Consider the following 18,372-nt stretch of genomic DNA (forward strand, 5'->3'; position numbering starts at 1 on the left):
AATAGTGGCGGAGAGATAGGGATTTGAACCCTAGATACGCTATTAACGTATGCCGGTTTTCAAGACCGGTGCTTTCAACCACTCAGCCATCTCTCCGCAGCGGGCACAATAATAGATTTTGGCATGTGGCTTGTAAAGCACTAAATACCCCTCTAATGTTCAACTGGCGATTAACTAAACAGTTGGATCTGAGAAAAAATTCGAAAAATTCGCCCTAAAATTTGGGTAATACCTCTAATTTCTCAAATTCTAATAAAACATTATTTTATTAGCAACATATTGAAATATATAATAAATATACGTTTCAGATAACGCATGTACGCCCGAAAAACATTGCACACAACTGTGAAGTACTTCAAAATTAATACATTACCGAAACTGGTTAAGACTATTTTCTGAGGTTTGTATGAAAGTTGCGGATCTTTTTAAACATCGTAATGAATCAAATTCCCGCCATCAATCTGAGTTGATGCAGTGGATGTCGCCTGCGATGCGCCAATATTGGGACGAGTTCCTAAATAAGGCCAATCGCCGTGAACTATTTGATAAATTACGCGGTTTCCAACTTCCTGCGGTCAATGAAGATACAGTTCGTGAAGCCAAACAACCTGAGCCGATCGTACTAAAACCTGAAGCGCAGAAAGTCTATCAAGAGTTGCAAATGCAGCTTGGCGAAGTCATCCATACCGGTGACTGGGTGATGGTTGACCAACAACGTATTAATCAATTTGGTCAAGTGACTGAAGACATGCAATGGATCCACACCGATCCTGAACGTGCTGAAGAAGAGTCGCCGTTTAAAACCACGATCGCCCATGGCTTTTTGACTCTCGCTCTGTTGCCTAAATTGACCGATAGCGTGAATCCAGACAACGCATTGTTTCCGACTGCCAAAATGGTGGTCAATATCGGCTTAAACCAAGTGCGCTTCCCTTACCCGGTGAAATCAGGCAGCCGTTTACGCGCAGTCAGCACACTATCTAAAGTGACGCCGATTAAAAAAGGCTTGGAAGTAGAACGTGAAATTCGCGTTGAAATTGAAGGCATTCGCCGCCCTGCCGCGGTAGTGGTTTCTGTGATTCAATTGCACTTTTAAGTTCCGTTTCGGACTGAATCCCTAACCAACACAAAGAGAGCCTAATGGCTCTCTTTTTTGTACTTCACAGCTGCAAATGCGGCTATTTCTTCACTGCGATATAACCGTATTCGGCGATCAGTTGTTTGGCTTTATCTGAGTGCAAATATTCAAGAAAAGCTTTTTCCTGATCGCCAATTTTGTCATCCAGATACAAAATCATAAACGGTCTTGAAAGCTGATACTCGCCACTAGCAATGCTCTTATTACTTGGCGCCACCCCTTCAAAGCTCATCGCTTTTACTGAGCGGTCGACCGAACCCATTGAAATAAACCCAATCGCTTGTTTGTTGTGATTGACCAAGGTTTTCACCATGCTGTTGCTATTCACCACCAAATTATTCGGGCTGATGTCAGAGACTTCACGACCGTTAAGCACGCGAGTAAGCCCAAGCAAACTTTCAAAGCTGTAACGCGAACCTGAAGACGCTTCACGGGTTACGACCGCAATTTTCTGATCAGCGCCGCCAAGCTGCTTCCAGTTGGTGATTTTGCCTTTGTAGATGTCATACAGCTGTTCTCGACTGACATTGGTCACTTCATTGGCTTGGTTTACGACCACAGCTAAGCCGTCAAAGGCGATGTTAAAGGTGACCAAGTTGTCGCTCTCTTCACCTTCAGTCAGATAACGTGAACTCATACCAATATCGGCAACGCCTTTTTTCAACAGTGCAATCCCTGCTGTTGAACCAACGCCTTGTACTGCAACAAAACTGCCCGGATGCATCGCGTTATAATCTTCGGCTAACACATCCATCACACGTGATACGGACGTTGAGCCAGATACGTTAATTTCCTCAGCCAATGCGACATGAGCTGAGGCGGTCAATGACCATAACGCCAAACCTGCGAGCGCTTTTCGCAACATAAAAATCTCCAAACTGTGTATTAATAGGTCTTTGTGCTTGGCGCTCATCTTATGTCGCTTAGATGACAATTTTGTGAAATATGAGACATAACATAACCGCCATACTTCCTAAAATAATAGATCGCAGCGCAGATAAGGTGGTCAAATGGAGTTGGTCAATTTGTGGCAAAAACAGTTAGAGCAGCGAGCGCGGCTTACTTGTCAGCAGCGTAATCAAGGCGTGTGTGTTGAGCATGGCAAAGCCAGTTTTGAAGTGATTGAAAATGGCGTCACCTTTATCAAACAGCACTATTTGCTGGATTCAAATCACTGCAGTTATTCAAGCCCGGTGGCGAAAGTCACCTGGAGCAATGACCATCAGAAGTGGCAGTTTGATATCGCCGAGCCCAATTGGCACCCTTACCCTAACCTCGATATCAGCGCCGACTTACTTACCATCATGAATGAAATCGCCAAAGATCCACATGCCTTAATTTGGTAAGTCGAGAGTTGTGAATCAAAACCACCCTTCATTCGATTCGATAGATATAAAAAAAGCGCGAATGTCACCACTCGCGCTTTCTAATATACTCGCGTTTTCTAAAATAAATTAAGCTTACTTCGCTTCAGCTTGTTGGCTAGCCTGAGGTTGTTCACCTTCAGCCGCTTCAGCTTCTGGCGCTGGCGCGTCTGCGAAAACTTGAGTCGGTTTGGCCAATAAACTGCGGTTTTCTTGGTTCACTTCTGCCAGTACCACTTCCAGCGTATCACCCAGACGATACAGCACTTCTTTATCAAGAATCACCTGACCGTTATCGCCATCGCATTGTAAGCGCTCTTTATTGGCCAGAATCATCGAACCAGGAATAAAGGCAGCGGCGCCATTTTCCATCAAACGTACGCGCATACCGGCACGGTTGATATCAAAGATTTCAGCAGTATAAGTGGTGCCTTTTTCTGGCTCTTGCTCCAGAGTACGTGCATATAGCCAATCCGCCACATTGCGCTCGGCAATTTTGTGGTGTTTACGATGCAATGCTAACTCTTCACCCACGGTTTCATCCGCAGTTTGCACCGGCTCTTTACCCAAAATATGAGCTTTCAGCATGCGGTGGTTAATCATATCGCCGTATTTACGAATCGGTGATGTCCAAGTCGCGTAGATATCAAGCCCCATCGCATAGTGTGGCAACGGCTGGTTACCAATTTCACTGTACGCTTGGAACTTGCGAATGCGGTTATCAAGGTATGATGTATCTTGTTCACCCAACCAGCGGCGCAGCTTGGCAAAACCTTCAAGCGTTGCGATCGAATCTGCATCAAAGCTTTCACTGCCTTCTGGGTTCACTAAGGTGACCACGTCTTCGATTTTTTCAGCTTTAAAGCCTGAGTGGGTATTAAATACGCCGTGACCAAAAGCGTCTCGCAAAGTGCGGCCAGCACAAATGTTGGCTGTGATCATCGCTTCTTCAACCAAGCGGTTGGCGCTGCGGCGCATTTCAGCGTGAATCGCCACCACATCGTTATCTTCGCTTAGTTCAAAGCGGTAATCCGGGCGGTCTGGGAAAACCACTGCGTGAGTTTGGCGCCAATTGGCACGCGCCAACGAGAAATCGTACAAGTCGCGAACAATCGCGGCAATCTCATCATTAGGTTGCCACTGCGCACTTTCACCGTTTTCGATAAAATCAGACACGTGATCGTAGACCAAACGGGCATGAGACTGAATATTAGCGGCAAAAAACTTAATGTCATCGCCAATCACACCATCTTTATCAACAGTTACGGTGCAACAAAGTGCTGGACGAACTTCGCCTTCGTGCAGTGAACACAACTCATCAGCGAGGTCACGTGGCAACATAGGAATGTTGCGACCCGGCATATAGATGGTAAAGCCGCGCTCGCGAGCGACTTTGTCCATGTCATCTTCTGGCGTGATGTAAGCCGTTGGATCAGCAATCGCGATGGTCAATTCAAAATCGCCATTAGCGGTTTTCTTGGCGTACAGCGCATCGTCCATATCTTTGGTCGACTCGCCATCAATGGTGACAAATGGCACGTGAGTCATGTCGACACGTTGTAGCGCTTCGTCATCTTTGATTTGCCAGTTATCAATGCCTTCTGGTTCTTTGTTTGGAAGATCGTTTTGTGCCAAGGTCACCCACCACGGTGCGATTTTGTCGTTCGCATCGGTGATTTTCTCAGTAATTTCAACAAAAAAGCCGTTATCGCCTTTTAATGGGTGACGAATCAAACGCGCCACTACCCAATCGCCTTCGGCAAAGTCATCACTCTTAAGGCCTTTTTTGACTTTGGCTTTAAGCGATTGCTTCTTCAGTTGCGGATGATCAGGCGCGACATTGAGCTTACCTTTAAACAGTTTAACGCGGCCGATAAAACGCTCTAAAGATGGCTCAAGCAACTCCTGTGGCTCAGCAACTTCACGTTCCTTTTCGGTTCTGATGATCGCCATGACTTTGTCACCATGAAGACATTTCTTCATATATGGTGGTGGTACAAAGAAACTGGTTTTGCTGTCAACTTCTAGGAAACCAAAGCCTTTATCGGTGGCTTTGATGGTGCCTTCTTTTTTCGGCAAGTTTTCTTGAATTTGTTGCTTCAACTGAGCGAGTAATGGGTTATCTTGAAACATCTTTACTATTCTATTGGACACAATTGGGCACACTATAACATTGCACAGTCGGATTACTAACAAAAAGCCGGGAATAATGAGGCATTGTGGTTTTGGTCTGAAAAGCAGTTATTGGTGTAAAAACCATCATTTATGGTGTGAATATGTTCAGTTTTATAAAATTAGGGAAATTTTTGTGATGAAATTCAATTTTTCCTAGCTTTTTTTATGCATTTAAGGAATAATCCGCCTCCCTTAGATGTCCCAAACAGCTTAACGCGATTTAACACTTGTCCGCGACTGACCTACACGGAAGCAACTTCTGGATTGGTATTGGAATTGGTAGAGCTCCTGGGACCTGTAATTTGAACTATGTAAGTAGGATCCCAATGCAAGATTCTGTAATCCAGTTCAGTGAATTAGCACTGAACGACTCTGTTTTATCTGCTCTAAACTCAATGGGCTTTGTATCACCAACTCCTATCCAAGCTGCAGCGATTCCGCTTCTTCTTGAAGGCCGTGATGCTCTGGGTAAAGCGCAAACTGGTACTGGTAAAACAGCCGCATTTTCACTGCCACTATTGAACAAGGTTGACCTTGCTCAACACAAACCGCAAGCCATTGTTATGGCACCAACTCGTGAGTTGGCGATTCAGGTTGCTGCGGAAGTGAAAAACCTTGGTCAGAACATTAAAGGCTTAAAAGTTTTAGAGATCTACGGTGGTGCATCTATCGTTGATCAAATGCGCGCGCTAAAAAATGGTGCTCACATCGTTGTGGGTACACCTGGTCGTGTAAAAGACCTGATCTCTCGTGAACGTCTACACCTAGACGAATGCCACACTTTCGTGCTTGATGAAGCAGACGAAATGTTAAAAATGGGCTTCGTTGACGACGTCACTTGGATCATGGAACAAGCGCCAGAAAGCGCACAGCGTGTTCTTTTCTCTGCGACCATGCCTCCTATGGTAAAAACTATTGTCGACCGCTTCCTGCGCGACCCAGCACGTGTAGACGTAGCTGGTCAAAACCACACCGTAGAAAAAGTTGAGCAACAATTCTGGGTTGTGAAAGGCGTAGAGAAAGACGAAGCGATGGCTCGTCTACTTGAAACCGAAGAGACAGACGCATCTATCGTGTTCGTACGTACTCGTCAAGACACTGAGCGTTTGGCGGACTGGCTATCAGCGCGCGGCTTTAAAGCAGCAGCGCTACACGGCGACATCCCTCAATCACTACGTGAACGCACTGTTGATCACATCAAACAAGGTGTTATCGATATTTTGGTCGCGACTGACGTTGTTGCACGTGGTCTTGATGTGCCGCGTATCACTCACGTATTTAACTACGACATTCCATTTGATGTGGAATCTTACATCCACCGTATCGGCCGTACTGGTCGTGCAGGACGTAAAGGTAAAGCGATTCTGTTGGTTCGTACTAACCAAATTCGCATGCTACGCACGATTGAGCGCGTGACTAAATCATCAATGGAAGAGATCCAACTTCCTCACCGCGACAAAGTGGCTGAGTCTCGTCTAGTAAAACTTGGCGCTGAGTTGGAAGCTGAAAAAGAACATAAATCGCTCGAGAAATTCGAAGAGCTTGTAGCAAAACTGCAAGAGTCTCTTGAGCTAGATACCACGACACTTGCGGCGATTTTACTTAAACGCCAACAAGGAAAACGTCCACTGTTCTACGTTGGCGATGATCCAATGGTTGCGGCTGTTGAGCGTGACAAACAACGTCGTAAAGAGCGCCGCGAAGGTGGTGGTCGTGAAGGCGGTCGTCGTGAATTCAACAACCAAGATTGGGATACTTACCAATTACAAGTTGGCCGCGAGCAAGGCGTTCAAGTTAAAGATATCGTTGGCGCTCTAGCGAACGAACTTGGCTTGACTAAAGGTTCTATCGGCGCAATCAAACTTGATCGTGCAGAGACTTACGTTCAGTTGCCAAAAGCAATGTCTTCAGCGGTAGCGAGCAAACTACGTAAACTGCGCATTCGTCAAAAAGACGCCGGTGCGGTTGTGGTTGAATACAACGACTTCCAAACTCGTGGTCGCCGTGAAGGTGGTCGTGACGGTGGTGGTCGTCGTGATTCATTCCGTGGTAACGGCGGTAATCGTGACGGTAACTTCCGTGGTAAACGCTCTGGTGGCGAACGTCGTTTTGACCGTAACCGCGGTGGCGATTCACGCGGTAACTTCCGCGGCGAACGTGGTCACAGTACACGTCGTAACGAAGATTAATACTTCGCTTTAGCAACGACTCTGTTGCTTTAGTAAAGATCATAAAAAAACCCCGCAATGCGGGGTTTTTTATTGGCTGCGATTTATTAACTTAAACCGAAGCGCGACGAATACCAGCCCATTTTGTGCGCTGCAAATGAATAAATACAAACAGCAAACTGATCGCAACTAACATCGGAATCAGACACACCATCAAGGCAAATTTATAACCAAAATACTGCGACACAACGCCCATGGTGCTAGTCCCGACCATAGTGCCTACCAGCATCGAGTTGGTATAAAACGCCGAAACTTTACCTACGATGCTCGGCGCGTTGTCTTGCATCAAGCTCACCCCTAAGCCGACAAAAATGCCAAAGAAAGTACCGTTTAAAATCTGTAACAAAAACAACCCAGCGATACTGTCGACCATTTGCAAGCCGCCGTAAAACAGCAGTGCGAGAAAAAAGCCTAGCATCACGACTTTCTCTTTGCCAAATGATTCAGACCAACGCGCCGCCAGCAGCATCACCGGAATTTCGATCGCCGCAGTGATACCAAGTAAAATCCCCGGCAGCGACTTTGACCAAGCCATTTGCTGAGTTAAATACAGCGGCATCGCGCTGACGTACGTGCTGTTCGCCATATTGGCGCAAAAGGTCACCGCGCCCAGTAGCCAAACCGCAGCAGGCACGTCTTTGAGGCTTAATCCTTTGCCGGTGTTCGCGGGTTTCTGCGCCTTAGATTCGTCAAGAGCGTAAACAGAGAGCACCAACACCACCAGCGCCACCGCTGCCGATAAATAAAATGTCCCTTTAAAGCCAAATTGATCGATGGCCAAAAACGCAATCGGCGGCCCTAAGATCCATAGTAATGACACCGAGGAGCGCATTTGCGAGTTTAAACGCGTACTATTTTGGCCGCTGGCTTCCGCGTAGCGACGAATCATCCCCAAAATCAGTGGAATTGATGACGAGCCAAACGACATCAAGCACACACCAATCAGCAGCGCATGCCAAAATTCACTGGCGATAGAAAAACAGCTCGCGGCCAGAAACAGCGCGCCAATCGAAAATAGAAACAACCGTTTGGCGGACAAGCCTCTGTCGGTCAAACCGCCTAAGGTTTGACTTACCACTATCGTCGCCAGCGCGGTCGACGTGGTATATACACCGATCAAGCTGGGTTTAGCCCCCAAACCGTCGACCAAAAAAAGACTCATGATCGGTAAAATAAAAGAGAAAGAGAGAGCGGCCAGCCCATTAATTAAAAAATAAGCTCCGGTTTGACCACGAAAAAATTGCAACGCTTTAATATTCGCCTCCTGGCAGCGCCTTACGACATCAATTCAAAAAAACCATCGATTGGGAAAGATCGACTCAATATTAATCACTAGATTCAGCGCTCATCGACCCCATCACCAAACAGGTCAACACCATGAAAGCGAAAGGTTACTTGAAACCCAAAGGCTACTTGAAACAGAAAAGCTACTCAGTGCCAAATGAAAGTAATGTGGGAGCGCTGCTTAATCGAATATACGCCCAAGCATAACCATCAGCAATATCAAAACTTAATCGAAATAAACTCGCTTAATGTATTCGATGCAATCCACGGCTTGACCTTGTACATCGGCATGATTACGAAGCAAGCCGACCTCTTCAAAGCCTGATTTTTCCAGCACTCTCCTTGAGCCAGGATTGTCGACGGAGGCCAATGCGTAAAAGGTATGTACTGCGTAATCACGCTGGGCGAGTTCCAAGACCGCTTGGGTGGCAAAACTCGCGACACCCTGACGAGTGTGCTGTTCACCAATTCGGTAGCCAAGCGTGGCCTCACCAATATTGGTATTGATTTCGCTAAGATTGATTCGACCGATAATGGTATCGCCAGATAGAATAAGCATGGGGAGCATACGCCCCGCCCGGTACTCACGCAGAAAAAACGCGATTTGATTACGAACACCACGTTTTGAATAGAAACTCGCCTCTCGCGGTGGGATATTTAGCTCAAACCAAGCTTGGTTGTGTTTTTCAAATGCCAATAACGCGTCTGCATCTGAGTCGTTTAGTAATTTTAAATGCCAGCTCATCACGATTCCGTTGCAGATTACCTCAGCTATTTCGCCATTTAATGTTGAAAGGATAAGCGCCGAAATAGCAAAAGGAAGCGGCTCGCCACTTCCTTTGTCATGTTATACGGTAATCTTAGAGCTTTGCGAGCACGGCGTCAGGTAAAATTCGCGGTTATCGAGCATTTTCTTTTTAAGGCGTCTGTATCCAGCGGTAATCCATTTGCCGAGCGGTTTTCTCCGCCAATTCTTGGCTCACCAACTTAGCCACCAGATGCAGGCTCATATCAATACCTGCAGAAATGCCCGCTGAAGTGGTCCATTTCCCCTGTTCTACAAAACGCTTATCGTCAACCACATTCAGCGCGCTAAACGCTTTAAGTGCGTCGATATCTTCCCAATGAGTCGTTACCGTTAAACCATCGAGTAAACCAGCGTTAGCCAGCAAAAATGCGCCAGTACACACCGATGCGACCTGAGGCGTGTCAGGAGCAATACGCGCCAACCACTCAAGCACCGCCGTTTTGTGCATCTCTTGACTATGGTCGCCGCCAACGACAATCAGCAAATCCAGTGGCGGATGATTGTCGATGTGGTAGTGAGGCTCAATCAAATAATGGCCTCGCGCTTTGACAACACCGGGCTGCTCGGCAATCAAACTGACTTGCCAGTCGAGCGCGCCAAGGCGTTTTGCGGTACTAAATACTTCAAACGGGCCGGAAAAATCCAGCACCTCCGCTTGGTCATAAATATAGATGCCGATATTCACTGTGCATCCTTCCTTAGCTGCAAGTTAACTCATTCAATCACCGTTAACGGTCTGCGGGGTGATTAACGCCGTCATTGGTCACCACCTCACCGAGGTCAAATGGATTTACACCTTCCAAACAGCCAAGATTATATCCGTATTCTTGCGGATTCGAGCGGCGCTGGTGATGGGTGTAAATACCACAATGGCGACAAAAATAGTGCTTAGCGGTGTGGGTATTAAACTGATACAGGGTAAGCGCATCTTCGCCCTTTAAGATTCGAATCTGGTCAAGGTTTACCGAGGCAACGATCGCCCCTTTGCGGCGACAGATTGAGCAATCGCAGCGCCTTGGATTCACGATGCCATTGGGCAACGAAAATTCAATTTCAACCGCACCGCAGTGGCAGCGCCCAAGGTGCTTGGGCTGAATCTCGGTTGGTCCAACTTGAGTAATTTTCTTTGTCATACTCATGGCAGAACTCCTTTCTTTTCGTTGAGCGTATCGTTTTACTCGACCATCTTACCCCGCACTGAGCATGCCATGACCAATAAAATAGCCACTCAACCGATTACACGTATAAAACGCGAACGCACCAGCATATTTCGCGTGGTTTACCTCTGAGCCAAGCTGACCACTGCGATTTGCTGTGACCGGGTGCTTCGATAAAATAGAGAACTTCTATAAACAAGAAAACCAATGATAAATATGACATTTATAAGTGAGGTGATTGTGGGTCGAAAACTTCGATAACGGCCAGTGCTTTGGATAAATCATTTTGGCCATTGAAGTCATGACGAATCGCGACCACGTCACATCCGGCGCGTACACCGGCTTCAACGCCCGCATTAGAATCTTCAAACACCAAAACCTCGCTTGGCTTAAGCGCCAATTGACTCAGAGCCAAATCATAGGCTTGTGGGTCAGGCTTGTGGCGTGACACATGCTCTTGGGTTATTACCACATCAAACAATTCAGCAATGCCTAAGCGGTTTAAAATCTCATCGACCATCCAAGTCGCCGCAGAACTCACCACCGCAACCGCGCGCTGCTCAGCCTTAAGGTGTTGCAGTAGCTCAATCGCGCCTTGCGTCACTTTGAGCTCGTTTGCTAGTAAGGTTTGATAATGGGCTCGAAACTTAAGATTAAACTCATCGAGTTGCGGCGCAATACCGCCTTGTTTAAAAAAGTGTCCGGTCACGACAGACCAGCTCTCCCCCATTACCGCCTTATAGATATCAGCGCTAACCTTCGCTCCGAAATCGTGACATGCCATAGCTAACGCTTGGCCTTTGAGGGGTTCTGATTGAACTAAGGTTCCATCCATATCAAATAGATAAGCTTGATACTGCAACAAGTGCTCTCCTTACTCGTTTGGGCCGAGCCCAAGGTTATACGTTGTCATTCACGCTACTATTAAACGAATACATTCGCACTTCATCGCGTGCAAACCAACCCAATTTTTCATACAAGGCTTGCGCTTTGACGTTGTGGTTAAAAACAAATAAGTGGGTTTTGGCGATGCCTTGGCGCGCAAGTGCCGATATCGCCAGTTCAACCAAACTCTTGCCAATGCCTTGGCCTCGGTTTGACTCTGCAACCGCAAGATGCTGTAAATAACCGCGGCGGCCATCGGTGCCCACCAGCACGGCGCCGACTAAGGTTTCTTCATCAAAAGCGACAAAGCTCAGGCCCGGGTTACGATTGAGGTAAGATTCGATGCTTGATTTCGAGTCGCTGTCGCGAAGGCGCATCGACTCGGTTGCCATCCACAAATCGATGACTGCTTGATAATCGTCGATGTGCATTTCTCGAAAGGTGATCATAGTTACTCCTTTAACTATCTGGTTTCAATAGGGTGTGATTAGGCTGGCTCTATCATCAGCAATACAAGATGTTATTTCCCAAGAAAATGGAACACCAAACACAGTGCAAACGATGGTACTCCTGCAATCAAAAATTGGATAAATAACTGAATATTTTCCGCTTCGCGAAGATCATTTTCCGCCATCAAACTATGACTACCGTCGACCATGTCAGACACTTGATCAATCGGTTCACCTTGACCGCTGCTATGGCCTAGAGGTGGATACATATAGAGTAAAGTGGCGATACCCCAAAGCAAAAACACCACATAAAAGGCATAATCCTGCCAATAACGAATACCTAAAAAATCACTAAAGGTATTAATCAGTGCCACCGCAATAACCGCGACAATATTGGCAATCAGAGTAAAAATCAGGCTAGATTTCATAGTTTCCCTATTCATTACACTATTCACCACTATTGAGGCGAATCACTGCAACTTACCCAGTAGCGGGTAATATCGGACTCAAACACACCCGAATAAACAATACCGTCAAACACGCCATCGTTGGCTTCGATCACTTTACGCGAGCCGATATTATCTAAATCGGCAGTAACTAGCGCTTTGTCGATGCCAAGTTCAGCGGCCTTAATGCGTGCAAGTTCCAGCATTTTCGTGGCGTAGCCTTTGCGGCGCTGACTCGGCGCAATATCGTAGCCTATATGGCCGCATTCATTGCTCAAAAAAGGATTGTCGATGTTATGACGAATTCGAATTGCGCCCGCCAATTCTCCATCATCCAACTTTAACCAGTAAGTGGTACACGGCACATAATCTTCAGGCAAATTGACGCCTCGGCTATGGTCATCTAACTCAAGAACATAACTTAAAAAATCCGACATACCTTGAGCGTAGAATTCCCCATTACTTGGGTCATGCGCGACAAAGTCGTTATAAAAACGTTCAAATTGCGCTTCCAAATTTGCACAAAGTGGCACAAGTTCCATAGCGTTCTCTTCGATTAATTAAGCCCGTTATTATGGGCGTTTAGACAATATTTTTGATTGGCACTCAAAACCAAGCTTGTGGTAAAACGCCTCAGCGCCCTGATTAAACGCCATAACTTCAAGGCGAATATCGCTTGCGCCAGATTGCTTGGCCCAATCAAGGCAAGCTTGCATTAATTTCTCGCCGACTCCTTGACCGCGATGCTTCTCATCCACCACCAAAGTTCCAATCCTACAAATGGGGTCTTTGACCAAAAATGGAATCGCTTCATTACTGTGCATAACCGCGGTGATAAAGCCCACCACTTGATGATCGTACTCGGCAACCAAAAACAGCCGTTCTGAGCTTTTTAATGCCTGCAATAAGAACTCGCGCTCTTGTTCTGACGGTGGTGCGAAGACGTGTGACGCCTGCTGATGATGCATCTCGCCGATCTGGCGGTTGAGATCAAGTAAAGCGTCGATATCTTGCTCATGTGCCGCACGGATATCAACGGTCTGAGCGCGACCAACCGGCTGAATATTAGCCAGAAAGCGCTTAGCCTGCTTTGGATGGCGAATGCGAATAAATTTGATATGTTGATACTCAGGCGCTGCAATCATATCTAAATAGCGACGGCGATTTCGGCGGAACGTCTTAAGAGTCCAAAGCAAGATGGAATCTTTGCTCATAAACGTCTGCTTAAAGGTTTCAACATTGCCAGTACCCGGCCACAGCTCTTGCTTGGATAGACAGCGTGAAAGCGCACGTGTGATTGCGCGATAAGCTGTGATAGCAAACGAATAGTCAAGCCAAATCACGGTATCAACGTCTTGCCACTTTACCTCTAAGCTCTTGTTATAATTACCGTCTAGCACCCAATGTTCGGTTTGCAACTCGCTTTTCAAATCCGCAAAGAACTGATTGTCCGACTTTTCTTGCCAATCGGGTAACCAATGAATGACATCCATTTCGATATAAGGCGCTTGCATGCGCTCTGCAAGTTGTCGTGCAAATGTCGATTTTCCACTGCCACTGGTCCCAACTACATTAACTCTGTTCATCACCGGCATCTCTCAATCAACATAATTTATTCATGCTGTTGATTTATAACATCAATTTCATCTGATGTAGAGGCCATTTTTCGCTTGGAACATTTTAAACTTTGAATCCTTATCGACTACGAGGAAAACCAGCATACGTACAGATTAGAGTAGAGCCACATTCTCGCAATCAAACCGTGTATTTAAAGCACTGGCGAGCTCAGGTTGATAAAGAACAAAGTGCACGAAATATCTCTGATTAGAGACTCAGATTTCTCACTAATTGATATGGTAGTCAAGGCAGCTGGGCCTTTAGCATTCAATGGGCTAGCGGTTGAGCAAGCGAAAAAGGCGCTGTAAACAAAATAGGTTTAACGAGCTAACGTGGTGATAACAGATTCACGATGCCAAAATAACCAATGACGTTTTTTTTCAACCACTTGATAAATCACTTGCCAACCATCTTCGGTTAAACTATCCAGTTGCGCTTCAAGAAGTTCACGTTGAGTCACTTTGGCACCATGCAAAACACTTGGGCAGGCCTGCTCATCAATGTGAACCACTTTGTACTCGCTGAACTTTGGCATTTTACTTCCACCTCATCGCAGATCGCTTCACCGATGAAAACTGCTGTAAACCGAAGAATGGCAAGTGTTATCAAGTAACAAATTCAGTCGCATCCTAAAAGCGACCACCGAACACGAACTTTTTGCGATGCCGCTTCAGGCCATCGTTTCGTGAGTCATTCTGTCGGAGAGTTGATCATCATAGTTGGTGTAACACGTTTACCATAAACCACTGCTCCATCGTTGAGATCTTCAACCCAATAAAAAATCCGCACAAAATTACCCTCTGGCTTAGTGATGTAATCCACCAAGTATTTGTGATTATTGCTTAGCTGAATCTTAGATAGAAACAAGTTAAAGTCGGGATTACCGTCGCGCCACAAGTAGAGCGTTTGTTCGCCCTCAGGCAATTTTATTGCATTGGGAAACCCGCTTAAGCCTAAACGTAAATATTTGATTCCAGATAACTTTTGCCTATTAACCTTAGTGAAATAGACATTATGAGCGCCATAGACAATTGGGGAGTTATCTTCGACTTGACCAATGGTTTTGACCTCATACTCATCTTCCATTTCGCCTTGGACGAACGTTGGTCCACACGAACAACCCGTCAAAAAAGCGCTCATCAGCGCTATTTGTATCCATGTTTTCAAAACAACCACCTAAACAACCATTCGTTATAATAATTACATGCATAAAAGACAGCGCTCCAACCGCTATCCTCCATGGACAAAAGGCGACGGCTATTTAGGGATAATTAAATTGATAGGTGAAGAGACTAGCACGTGTGGGAAATATTTTTCTCGCCGACGCCCTTAGTCTTCGTCATAAGAACGGTCATGCCTAAACAAACAAAGATCACACAGGAGATGATAAGGACTGGAATATTCGAATTGAAGGCAAGATTAAATAAGTTCGAGAGCACGATAAAAATAACACTCACGAATACTGCAGCCAGAAGAGCAAGATGTTTTAAGCGCGATTTGTTTGGTTTTCTGGTGCTAAGTAAAGTCAAACAATTAGGACAGCGACAACTGCCGCCATTATCCAGTTGATACATCGCTTCTTTATCGATGATATGCTCATATTTACACTCGGTACATACCACTTTGAATTCATCTACATTCATGACATCACACCCTTCCATTTGCCGATGGTATATAAGGCGTCATTTCAACTCAAAGATGAATATGTTTTATTTAAAAAAGTCTTTTTGTCCCAAAAAAACGGCCAAATAAAATCTCAAATGTGATACTAATTCAAATGAAGTATTTCGTTCATCCAACGATTCAATTAGAGCTCGCAAAATTTTTCAAACTACCACCTTCAAAACGGAAATATTGCTTTTCTTCGATAAGTGCGGCGCCCATGGCTTGATAAAATCGCCCGGCATTGGGGTTGGTCGACTCCGCGGTCCAATCCATTCGCAGGCAGCCCTTATCCAGTGCTTCACGAGCCAAATACACCATCAGGGCTCGACCCAAGCCTTGGCCTCGAGCGCGCTTGGACACAAACAGATCTTTCATAAATAGCTGCCCAGATAATCTCGGGGCTGGATAGAGTATTGAATAGCTGGCAAAGGCGAGCATATCGCCGTTCACTTTTACCCCAATCAGCTGCACGCCCGAATGAGGTGCAAATAAGCCATGGGTAAAATAGGCCTCGATTTCTGATTTGCTCGCCGCTTGGTCACCGAAGTAGTAATGCTCTAACTCACTAAACAATTCGACCAACTCAATACTGTTATTTAAAGTTATCGGTGTGATGATCATTTCGTATCCAATTCCTTAGTTAACTGCTGCTGATGCTCATTGGCCAATTGTTGCTGTTGCAACACTTTTATCTGTTGCCACTTGATGCCCGACTCAATGCCATCCACGCGCTGCTGATACTTGTCACACGCGCGTTTCAACAGCGAATTGATCTCGATTTCGCCGTTATGTTCAAACGCTGTGAGCACATTGACATAATTCCAAATGACATCCGCCAACTCGTCTTCAAGATAGCAACGCCGAAGCCTTGGACGCTCTTCTAATACTTCGTCGACTTCAGCCTTAATGTCGTTTAAGTAGGTGAGTCCGTGCTCGCCCCCCCCCCCCGATTGTTGGTCAATGGCGTGTTTGCGCTTGGCAAGTTCAAACAGGCGTTCTAAATCACTCATGGGTTTCCCTTATTTTTCGCGCATGACTTGTGTGCTGACGGCTCGCCGCTAGTCTAGTTCGGTGATGACTTCGGTGGTCACTGAGTTGGCGATAAAGCAGTTCTCATGAGCTAAATGGTGCAGCTTCTCGATTTGCTCTGAACTGGGTTGGCGCTCCCCGGAAAAGACCACTTGAGGTCTTAAACGTACTGTCGTCACCGCTTCTCGGCCATTACTCAATTTACCCAGCTCACCGACGGCGTTATCCACATAAGAGTCAACCACATAACGACGTTTCGCAGCTATGCCTAAAAAAACCAACATATGACAACTCGACAGTGCAGCAATAAACGCCTCTTCCGGGTCAACGTTGGCTTCCACCGAATAGGGCAGCGGAACGACGTGAGGTGATGCTGAAGCGTCGACAACCGTGCCCCCGTCAAAGTGCCATTGATGGCCGCGGCTGTAGTGATTGTCTGAAAACGCTTCATGTTCGGCGCGCTGCCATACTATGGTTGCACTGTGCTGTGACATACCAACTCTCCTGTTTAGGTTTAAAGCGCTTTATTTCAATGATTTGAAATTAAAAAGTAAAAGATAAATCAAGCTCTAGAGGCGAACATCATCTAGACTGAAGCGGTAATATTGTCCGCAACCAATGCCTTGAGGCTGAAAGCCAATCAAACTTTCCAGCACGTTGAAATGCGACACTACAATCACTTTACGATAGCCTTGATAACGTTCTAGCACATCCAAAGTACGGCGTTTAAGCTCAGCGGCGGACTCATAATCGTGACTCGTAATCGGCTCGCCCGATTTCAACGCCTGTCGATATTCATGCCAGCGGCGATCGCGCTCTTGCAAATCCAGGTATCCGCCAGCCAAGTCGGCGCGCCATTCTCGTAAATCGTGCTCAACAAACAGTTCGAGCTTCAGTTCGCGATTAATAAGCTCGGCAGTTTGCAGAGCTCGAGTATAGGGGGAAGCAATAACGACGCTGCTGTTTTGAAATTCTGGGTTCAGACTTAACGCTTTAATCTCATCGAGATAACGTCGATCCAACGGTGCATAATCTTTTTCCAGTTGCGTCATTTGGCGCTCGTCACACAAGCGGTAATCGGGCACGCCGTGGCGAACGAATAAAATCTCCATATCACTCCTTAATCATGGTTATCGGTATTAGAACACACGTTATGTTTTGTTTTTTTTAGCGTTTAAATATTGAGCGCTTCAAACCACTCTTCACGTAACACGCCATATTTTACCGAGTCGTAATAGGTATTCTGATAAAAACGTACTTTACGCAGCCGCGCTTCTTGGCGCAGGCCAAGCTTTTCTGCACACGCCATCATACGTGGATTGCCAGACCAAGTGGTTAAACCGACTCTCGCAATATCAAGCTGTTCAAACAGATGCGTGATCCACTGGCGCAAGGCTTGGATCGCGATGCCTTTATTCCAATATTTGGAGTCGTAAATGATCACCCCCATTTCCAGCCAACGCGTGGATTGGCATTCCCAGTAATAACTTACTGACCCAACTGGCAACTCGTTATAGACGATGACTCGCATCTCTTTCCCTTCACTCATTCGAGCAAAGAGATCGTAGCCAAACTCTTCCATTGTTGGGGTTTGATAAGGAAAGTACGGACCGTTAAATTGGGTCCAAGTTTCATCTTGGGTAACCAGCCGGTACAAGGTTTCTTTTTCGTGCGCATAAGCGGCACGCAAAATGACATCGTGCTTCATAAGGTCACTCGTGATGTTAGATAACGCCAGCACTCGACAGGCGTTGATATTCAGATAACGCCGTTTTATCGGCGCTGCAATCAATTGGCGCGGCAGCGATGCTCGACCAAAAAACACTATCGGCTTCGTGCGCCGAAATCGTCCCTTGCCATTGAGTCACCACATAGTAATGCAATAGCTGCAACTCGCTGGTTGGGTGATAAAGAGAGCACAGATACTGACCTGAGGTCACCTGTACACCAAGCTCTTCGTCAATTTCACGCACCAATGTTTGCAGTTGGGTTTCATCGGCTTCCATATGGCCGCCAGGAATCGCCACCAACCCTGGGTCGCTCGCTTTGGTAAGGGCACGTTTTTCAAGCAATACTTGCTTGTCTTGATTAACCAACAAAAATGACACGCATTCGTGAACCTTCATC

Annotated in this window: 23 protein-coding genes, 1 tRNA gene and 1 pseudogene; 3 read left to right on the top strand and 22 right to left on the bottom strand. The window is 46.2% G+C overall.

Translation table 11 applies throughout. From position 1 onward, the window contains the following. Positions 1 to 5: 5 nt before the first annotated feature. Positions 6 to 96: transfer RNA gene (locus BLS03_RS21360), tRNA-Ser, on the bottom strand. A gap of 310 nt (positions 97 to 406) precedes the next feature. Here BLS03_RS21360 and BLS03_RS21365 point away from each other — a divergent pair. Next, positions 407 to 1,096, top strand: a complete 690-nt coding sequence (locus tag BLS03_RS21365) for a MaoC family dehydratase (protein WP_093278734.1) — start codon at positions 407 to 409, stop codon at positions 1,094 to 1,096. Positions 1,097 to 1,178: 82 nt separating this feature from the next. Here the strand turns inward: BLS03_RS21365 and BLS03_RS21370 are convergent, their stop codons facing one another. Continuing rightward, entirely contained in the window at positions 1,179 to 2,003 is an 825-nt protein-coding gene (locus BLS03_RS21370) for a phosphate ABC transporter substrate-binding protein (RefSeq protein WP_093278736.1), read from the bottom strand. 145 nt (positions 2,004 to 2,148) lie between these two features. On the opposite strand from BLS03_RS21370, the gene BLS03_RS21375 reads away from it, so the two are divergent. Then, positions 2,149 to 2,484, top strand: coding sequence for a DUF3024 domain-containing protein (locus tag BLS03_RS21375; protein ID WP_093278737.1), 336 nt, complete (start codon positions 2,149 to 2,151; stop codon positions 2,482 to 2,484). A 114-nt stretch (positions 2,485 to 2,598) separates the two neighbouring features. Here the strand turns inward: BLS03_RS21375 and rnb are convergent, their stop codons facing one another. Further along, positions 2,599 to 4,635, bottom strand: a complete 2,037-nt coding sequence (gene rnb / locus BLS03_RS21380; protein WP_093278739.1) for an exoribonuclease II — start codon at positions 4,633 to 4,635, stop codon at positions 2,599 to 2,601. A 368-nt stretch (positions 4,636 to 5,003) separates the two neighbouring features. On the opposite strand from rnb, the gene BLS03_RS21385 reads away from it, so the two are divergent. Then, complete coding sequence (locus tag BLS03_RS21385; RefSeq protein WP_093278741.1) at positions 5,004 to 6,866, top strand: DEAD/DEAH box helicase; 1,863 nt, start codon at positions 5,004 to 5,006, stop codon at positions 6,864 to 6,866. Positions 6,867 to 6,957: 91 nt separating this feature from the next. On the opposite strand, the gene BLS03_RS21390 is transcribed toward BLS03_RS21385, so the two are convergent. The 19 genes and pseudogenes from BLS03_RS21390 to BLS03_RS21475 all read right to left on the bottom strand — a co-directional run bounded on the left by BLS03_RS21390 (position 6,958) and on the right by BLS03_RS21475 (position 18,371). Further along, positions 6,958 to 8,151, bottom strand: a complete 1,194-nt coding sequence (locus BLS03_RS21390; RefSeq protein ID WP_176765663.1) for a sugar efflux transporter — start codon at positions 8,149 to 8,151, stop codon at positions 6,958 to 6,960. Positions 8,152 to 8,415: 264 nt separating this feature from the next. After that, complete coding sequence (locus BLS03_RS21395) at positions 8,416 to 8,934, bottom strand: GNAT family N-acetyltransferase (protein WP_093278745.1); 519 nt, start codon at positions 8,932 to 8,934, stop codon at positions 8,416 to 8,418. Between the two features lie 172 nt (positions 8,935 to 9,106). Further along, positions 9,107 to 9,682 (bottom strand): DJ-1/PfpI family protein, encoded by a 576-nt coding sequence (locus tag BLS03_RS21400; RefSeq protein ID WP_093278747.1) that lies wholly within the window; start codon positions 9,680 to 9,682, stop codon positions 9,107 to 9,109. 43 nt (positions 9,683 to 9,725) lie between these two features. After that, positions 9,726 to 10,130, bottom strand: a complete 405-nt coding sequence (locus BLS03_RS21405) for a GFA family protein (protein ID WP_093278920.1) — start codon at positions 10,128 to 10,130, stop codon at positions 9,726 to 9,728. A gap of 247 nt (positions 10,131 to 10,377) precedes the next feature. After that, positions 10,378 to 11,019, bottom strand: coding sequence for an HAD family hydrolase (locus BLS03_RS21410; protein ID WP_093278750.1), 642 nt, complete (start codon positions 11,017 to 11,019; stop codon positions 10,378 to 10,380). A gap of 34 nt (positions 11,020 to 11,053) precedes the next feature. After that, positions 11,054 to 11,488 (bottom strand): GNAT family N-acetyltransferase, encoded by a 435-nt coding sequence (locus BLS03_RS21415; protein ID WP_093278753.1) that lies wholly within the window; start codon positions 11,486 to 11,488, stop codon positions 11,054 to 11,056. Between the two features lie 71 nt (positions 11,489 to 11,559). Continuing rightward, on the bottom strand, positions 11,560 to 11,916 hold the full coding sequence (locus BLS03_RS21420) for a hypothetical protein (protein ID WP_093278759.1): 357 nt from the start codon (positions 11,914 to 11,916) through the stop codon (positions 11,560 to 11,562). 29 nt (positions 11,917 to 11,945) lie between these two features. Further along, positions 11,946 to 12,476 (bottom strand): GNAT family N-acetyltransferase, encoded by a 531-nt coding sequence (locus tag BLS03_RS21425; RefSeq protein WP_093278761.1) that lies wholly within the window; start codon positions 12,474 to 12,476, stop codon positions 11,946 to 11,948. A 30-nt stretch (positions 12,477 to 12,506) separates the two neighbouring features. Then, entirely contained in the window at positions 12,507 to 12,998 is a 492-nt protein-coding gene (locus BLS03_RS25835; protein WP_245696764.1) for a GNAT family N-acetyltransferase, read from the bottom strand. Then, positions 12,993 to 13,520 (bottom strand): annotated as a pseudogene (locus tag BLS03_RS25970) (AAA family ATPase); the annotation flags it as partial. The pseudogene BLS03_RS25970 and the gene BLS03_RS25835, both read right to left, overlap by 6 nt. Positions 13,521 to 13,870: 350 nt before the next feature. Next, on the bottom strand, positions 13,871 to 14,086 hold the full coding sequence (locus tag BLS03_RS21435) for a DUF4177 domain-containing protein (RefSeq protein ID WP_093278767.1): 216 nt from the start codon (positions 14,084 to 14,086) through the stop codon (positions 13,871 to 13,873). Between the two features lie 155 nt (positions 14,087 to 14,241). Beyond that, positions 14,242 to 14,718, bottom strand: a complete 477-nt coding sequence (locus BLS03_RS21440; RefSeq protein ID WP_143015674.1) for a hypothetical protein — start codon at positions 14,716 to 14,718, stop codon at positions 14,242 to 14,244. A 125-nt stretch (positions 14,719 to 14,843) separates the two neighbouring features. Beyond that, complete coding sequence (locus BLS03_RS21445) at positions 14,844 to 15,194, bottom strand: hypothetical protein (protein ID WP_093278772.1); 351 nt, start codon at positions 15,192 to 15,194, stop codon at positions 14,844 to 14,846. A 160-nt stretch (positions 15,195 to 15,354) separates the two neighbouring features. Then, complete coding sequence (locus BLS03_RS21450; protein WP_093278775.1) at positions 15,355 to 15,837, bottom strand: GNAT family N-acetyltransferase; 483 nt, start codon at positions 15,835 to 15,837, stop codon at positions 15,355 to 15,357. Continuing rightward, positions 15,834 to 16,226, bottom strand: coding sequence for a MazG nucleotide pyrophosphohydrolase domain-containing protein (locus tag BLS03_RS21455; RefSeq protein ID WP_093278778.1), 393 nt, complete (start codon positions 16,224 to 16,226; stop codon positions 15,834 to 15,836). Before BLS03_RS21455 ends, BLS03_RS21450 begins: the two co-directional genes overlap by 4 nt. Before the next feature lie 48 nt (positions 16,227 to 16,274). After that, positions 16,275 to 16,739 carry an OsmC family protein gene (locus BLS03_RS21460; protein ID WP_093278781.1) on the bottom strand — a complete coding sequence of 155 codons (465 nt, stop codon included), beginning with the start codon at positions 16,737 to 16,739 and terminating at the stop codon, positions 16,275 to 16,277. Between the two features lie 75 nt (positions 16,740 to 16,814). Then, the gene (locus BLS03_RS21465; protein ID WP_093278784.1) at positions 16,815 to 17,357 is read right to left on the bottom strand and encodes a histidine phosphatase family protein; all 543 of its coding nucleotides are present in this window, start codon (positions 17,355 to 17,357) and stop codon (positions 16,815 to 16,817) included. A gap of 62 nt (positions 17,358 to 17,419) precedes the next feature. Continuing rightward, positions 17,420 to 17,953 (bottom strand): GNAT family N-acetyltransferase, encoded by a 534-nt coding sequence (locus tag BLS03_RS21470; RefSeq protein WP_093278788.1) that lies wholly within the window; start codon positions 17,951 to 17,953, stop codon positions 17,420 to 17,422. Positions 17,954 to 17,969: 16 nt separating this feature from the next. After that, complete coding sequence (locus BLS03_RS21475) at positions 17,970 to 18,371, bottom strand: NUDIX hydrolase (RefSeq protein ID WP_176765664.1); 402 nt, start codon at positions 18,369 to 18,371, stop codon at positions 17,970 to 17,972. Between the last annotated feature and the right edge of the window lies 1 nt (position 18,372).

It is taken from the genome of Vibrio xiamenensis, assembly GCF_900100015.1.
GTDB classification, from domain to species: domain Bacteria; phylum Pseudomonadota; class Gammaproteobacteria; order Enterobacterales; family Vibrionaceae; genus Vibrio; species Vibrio xiamenensis.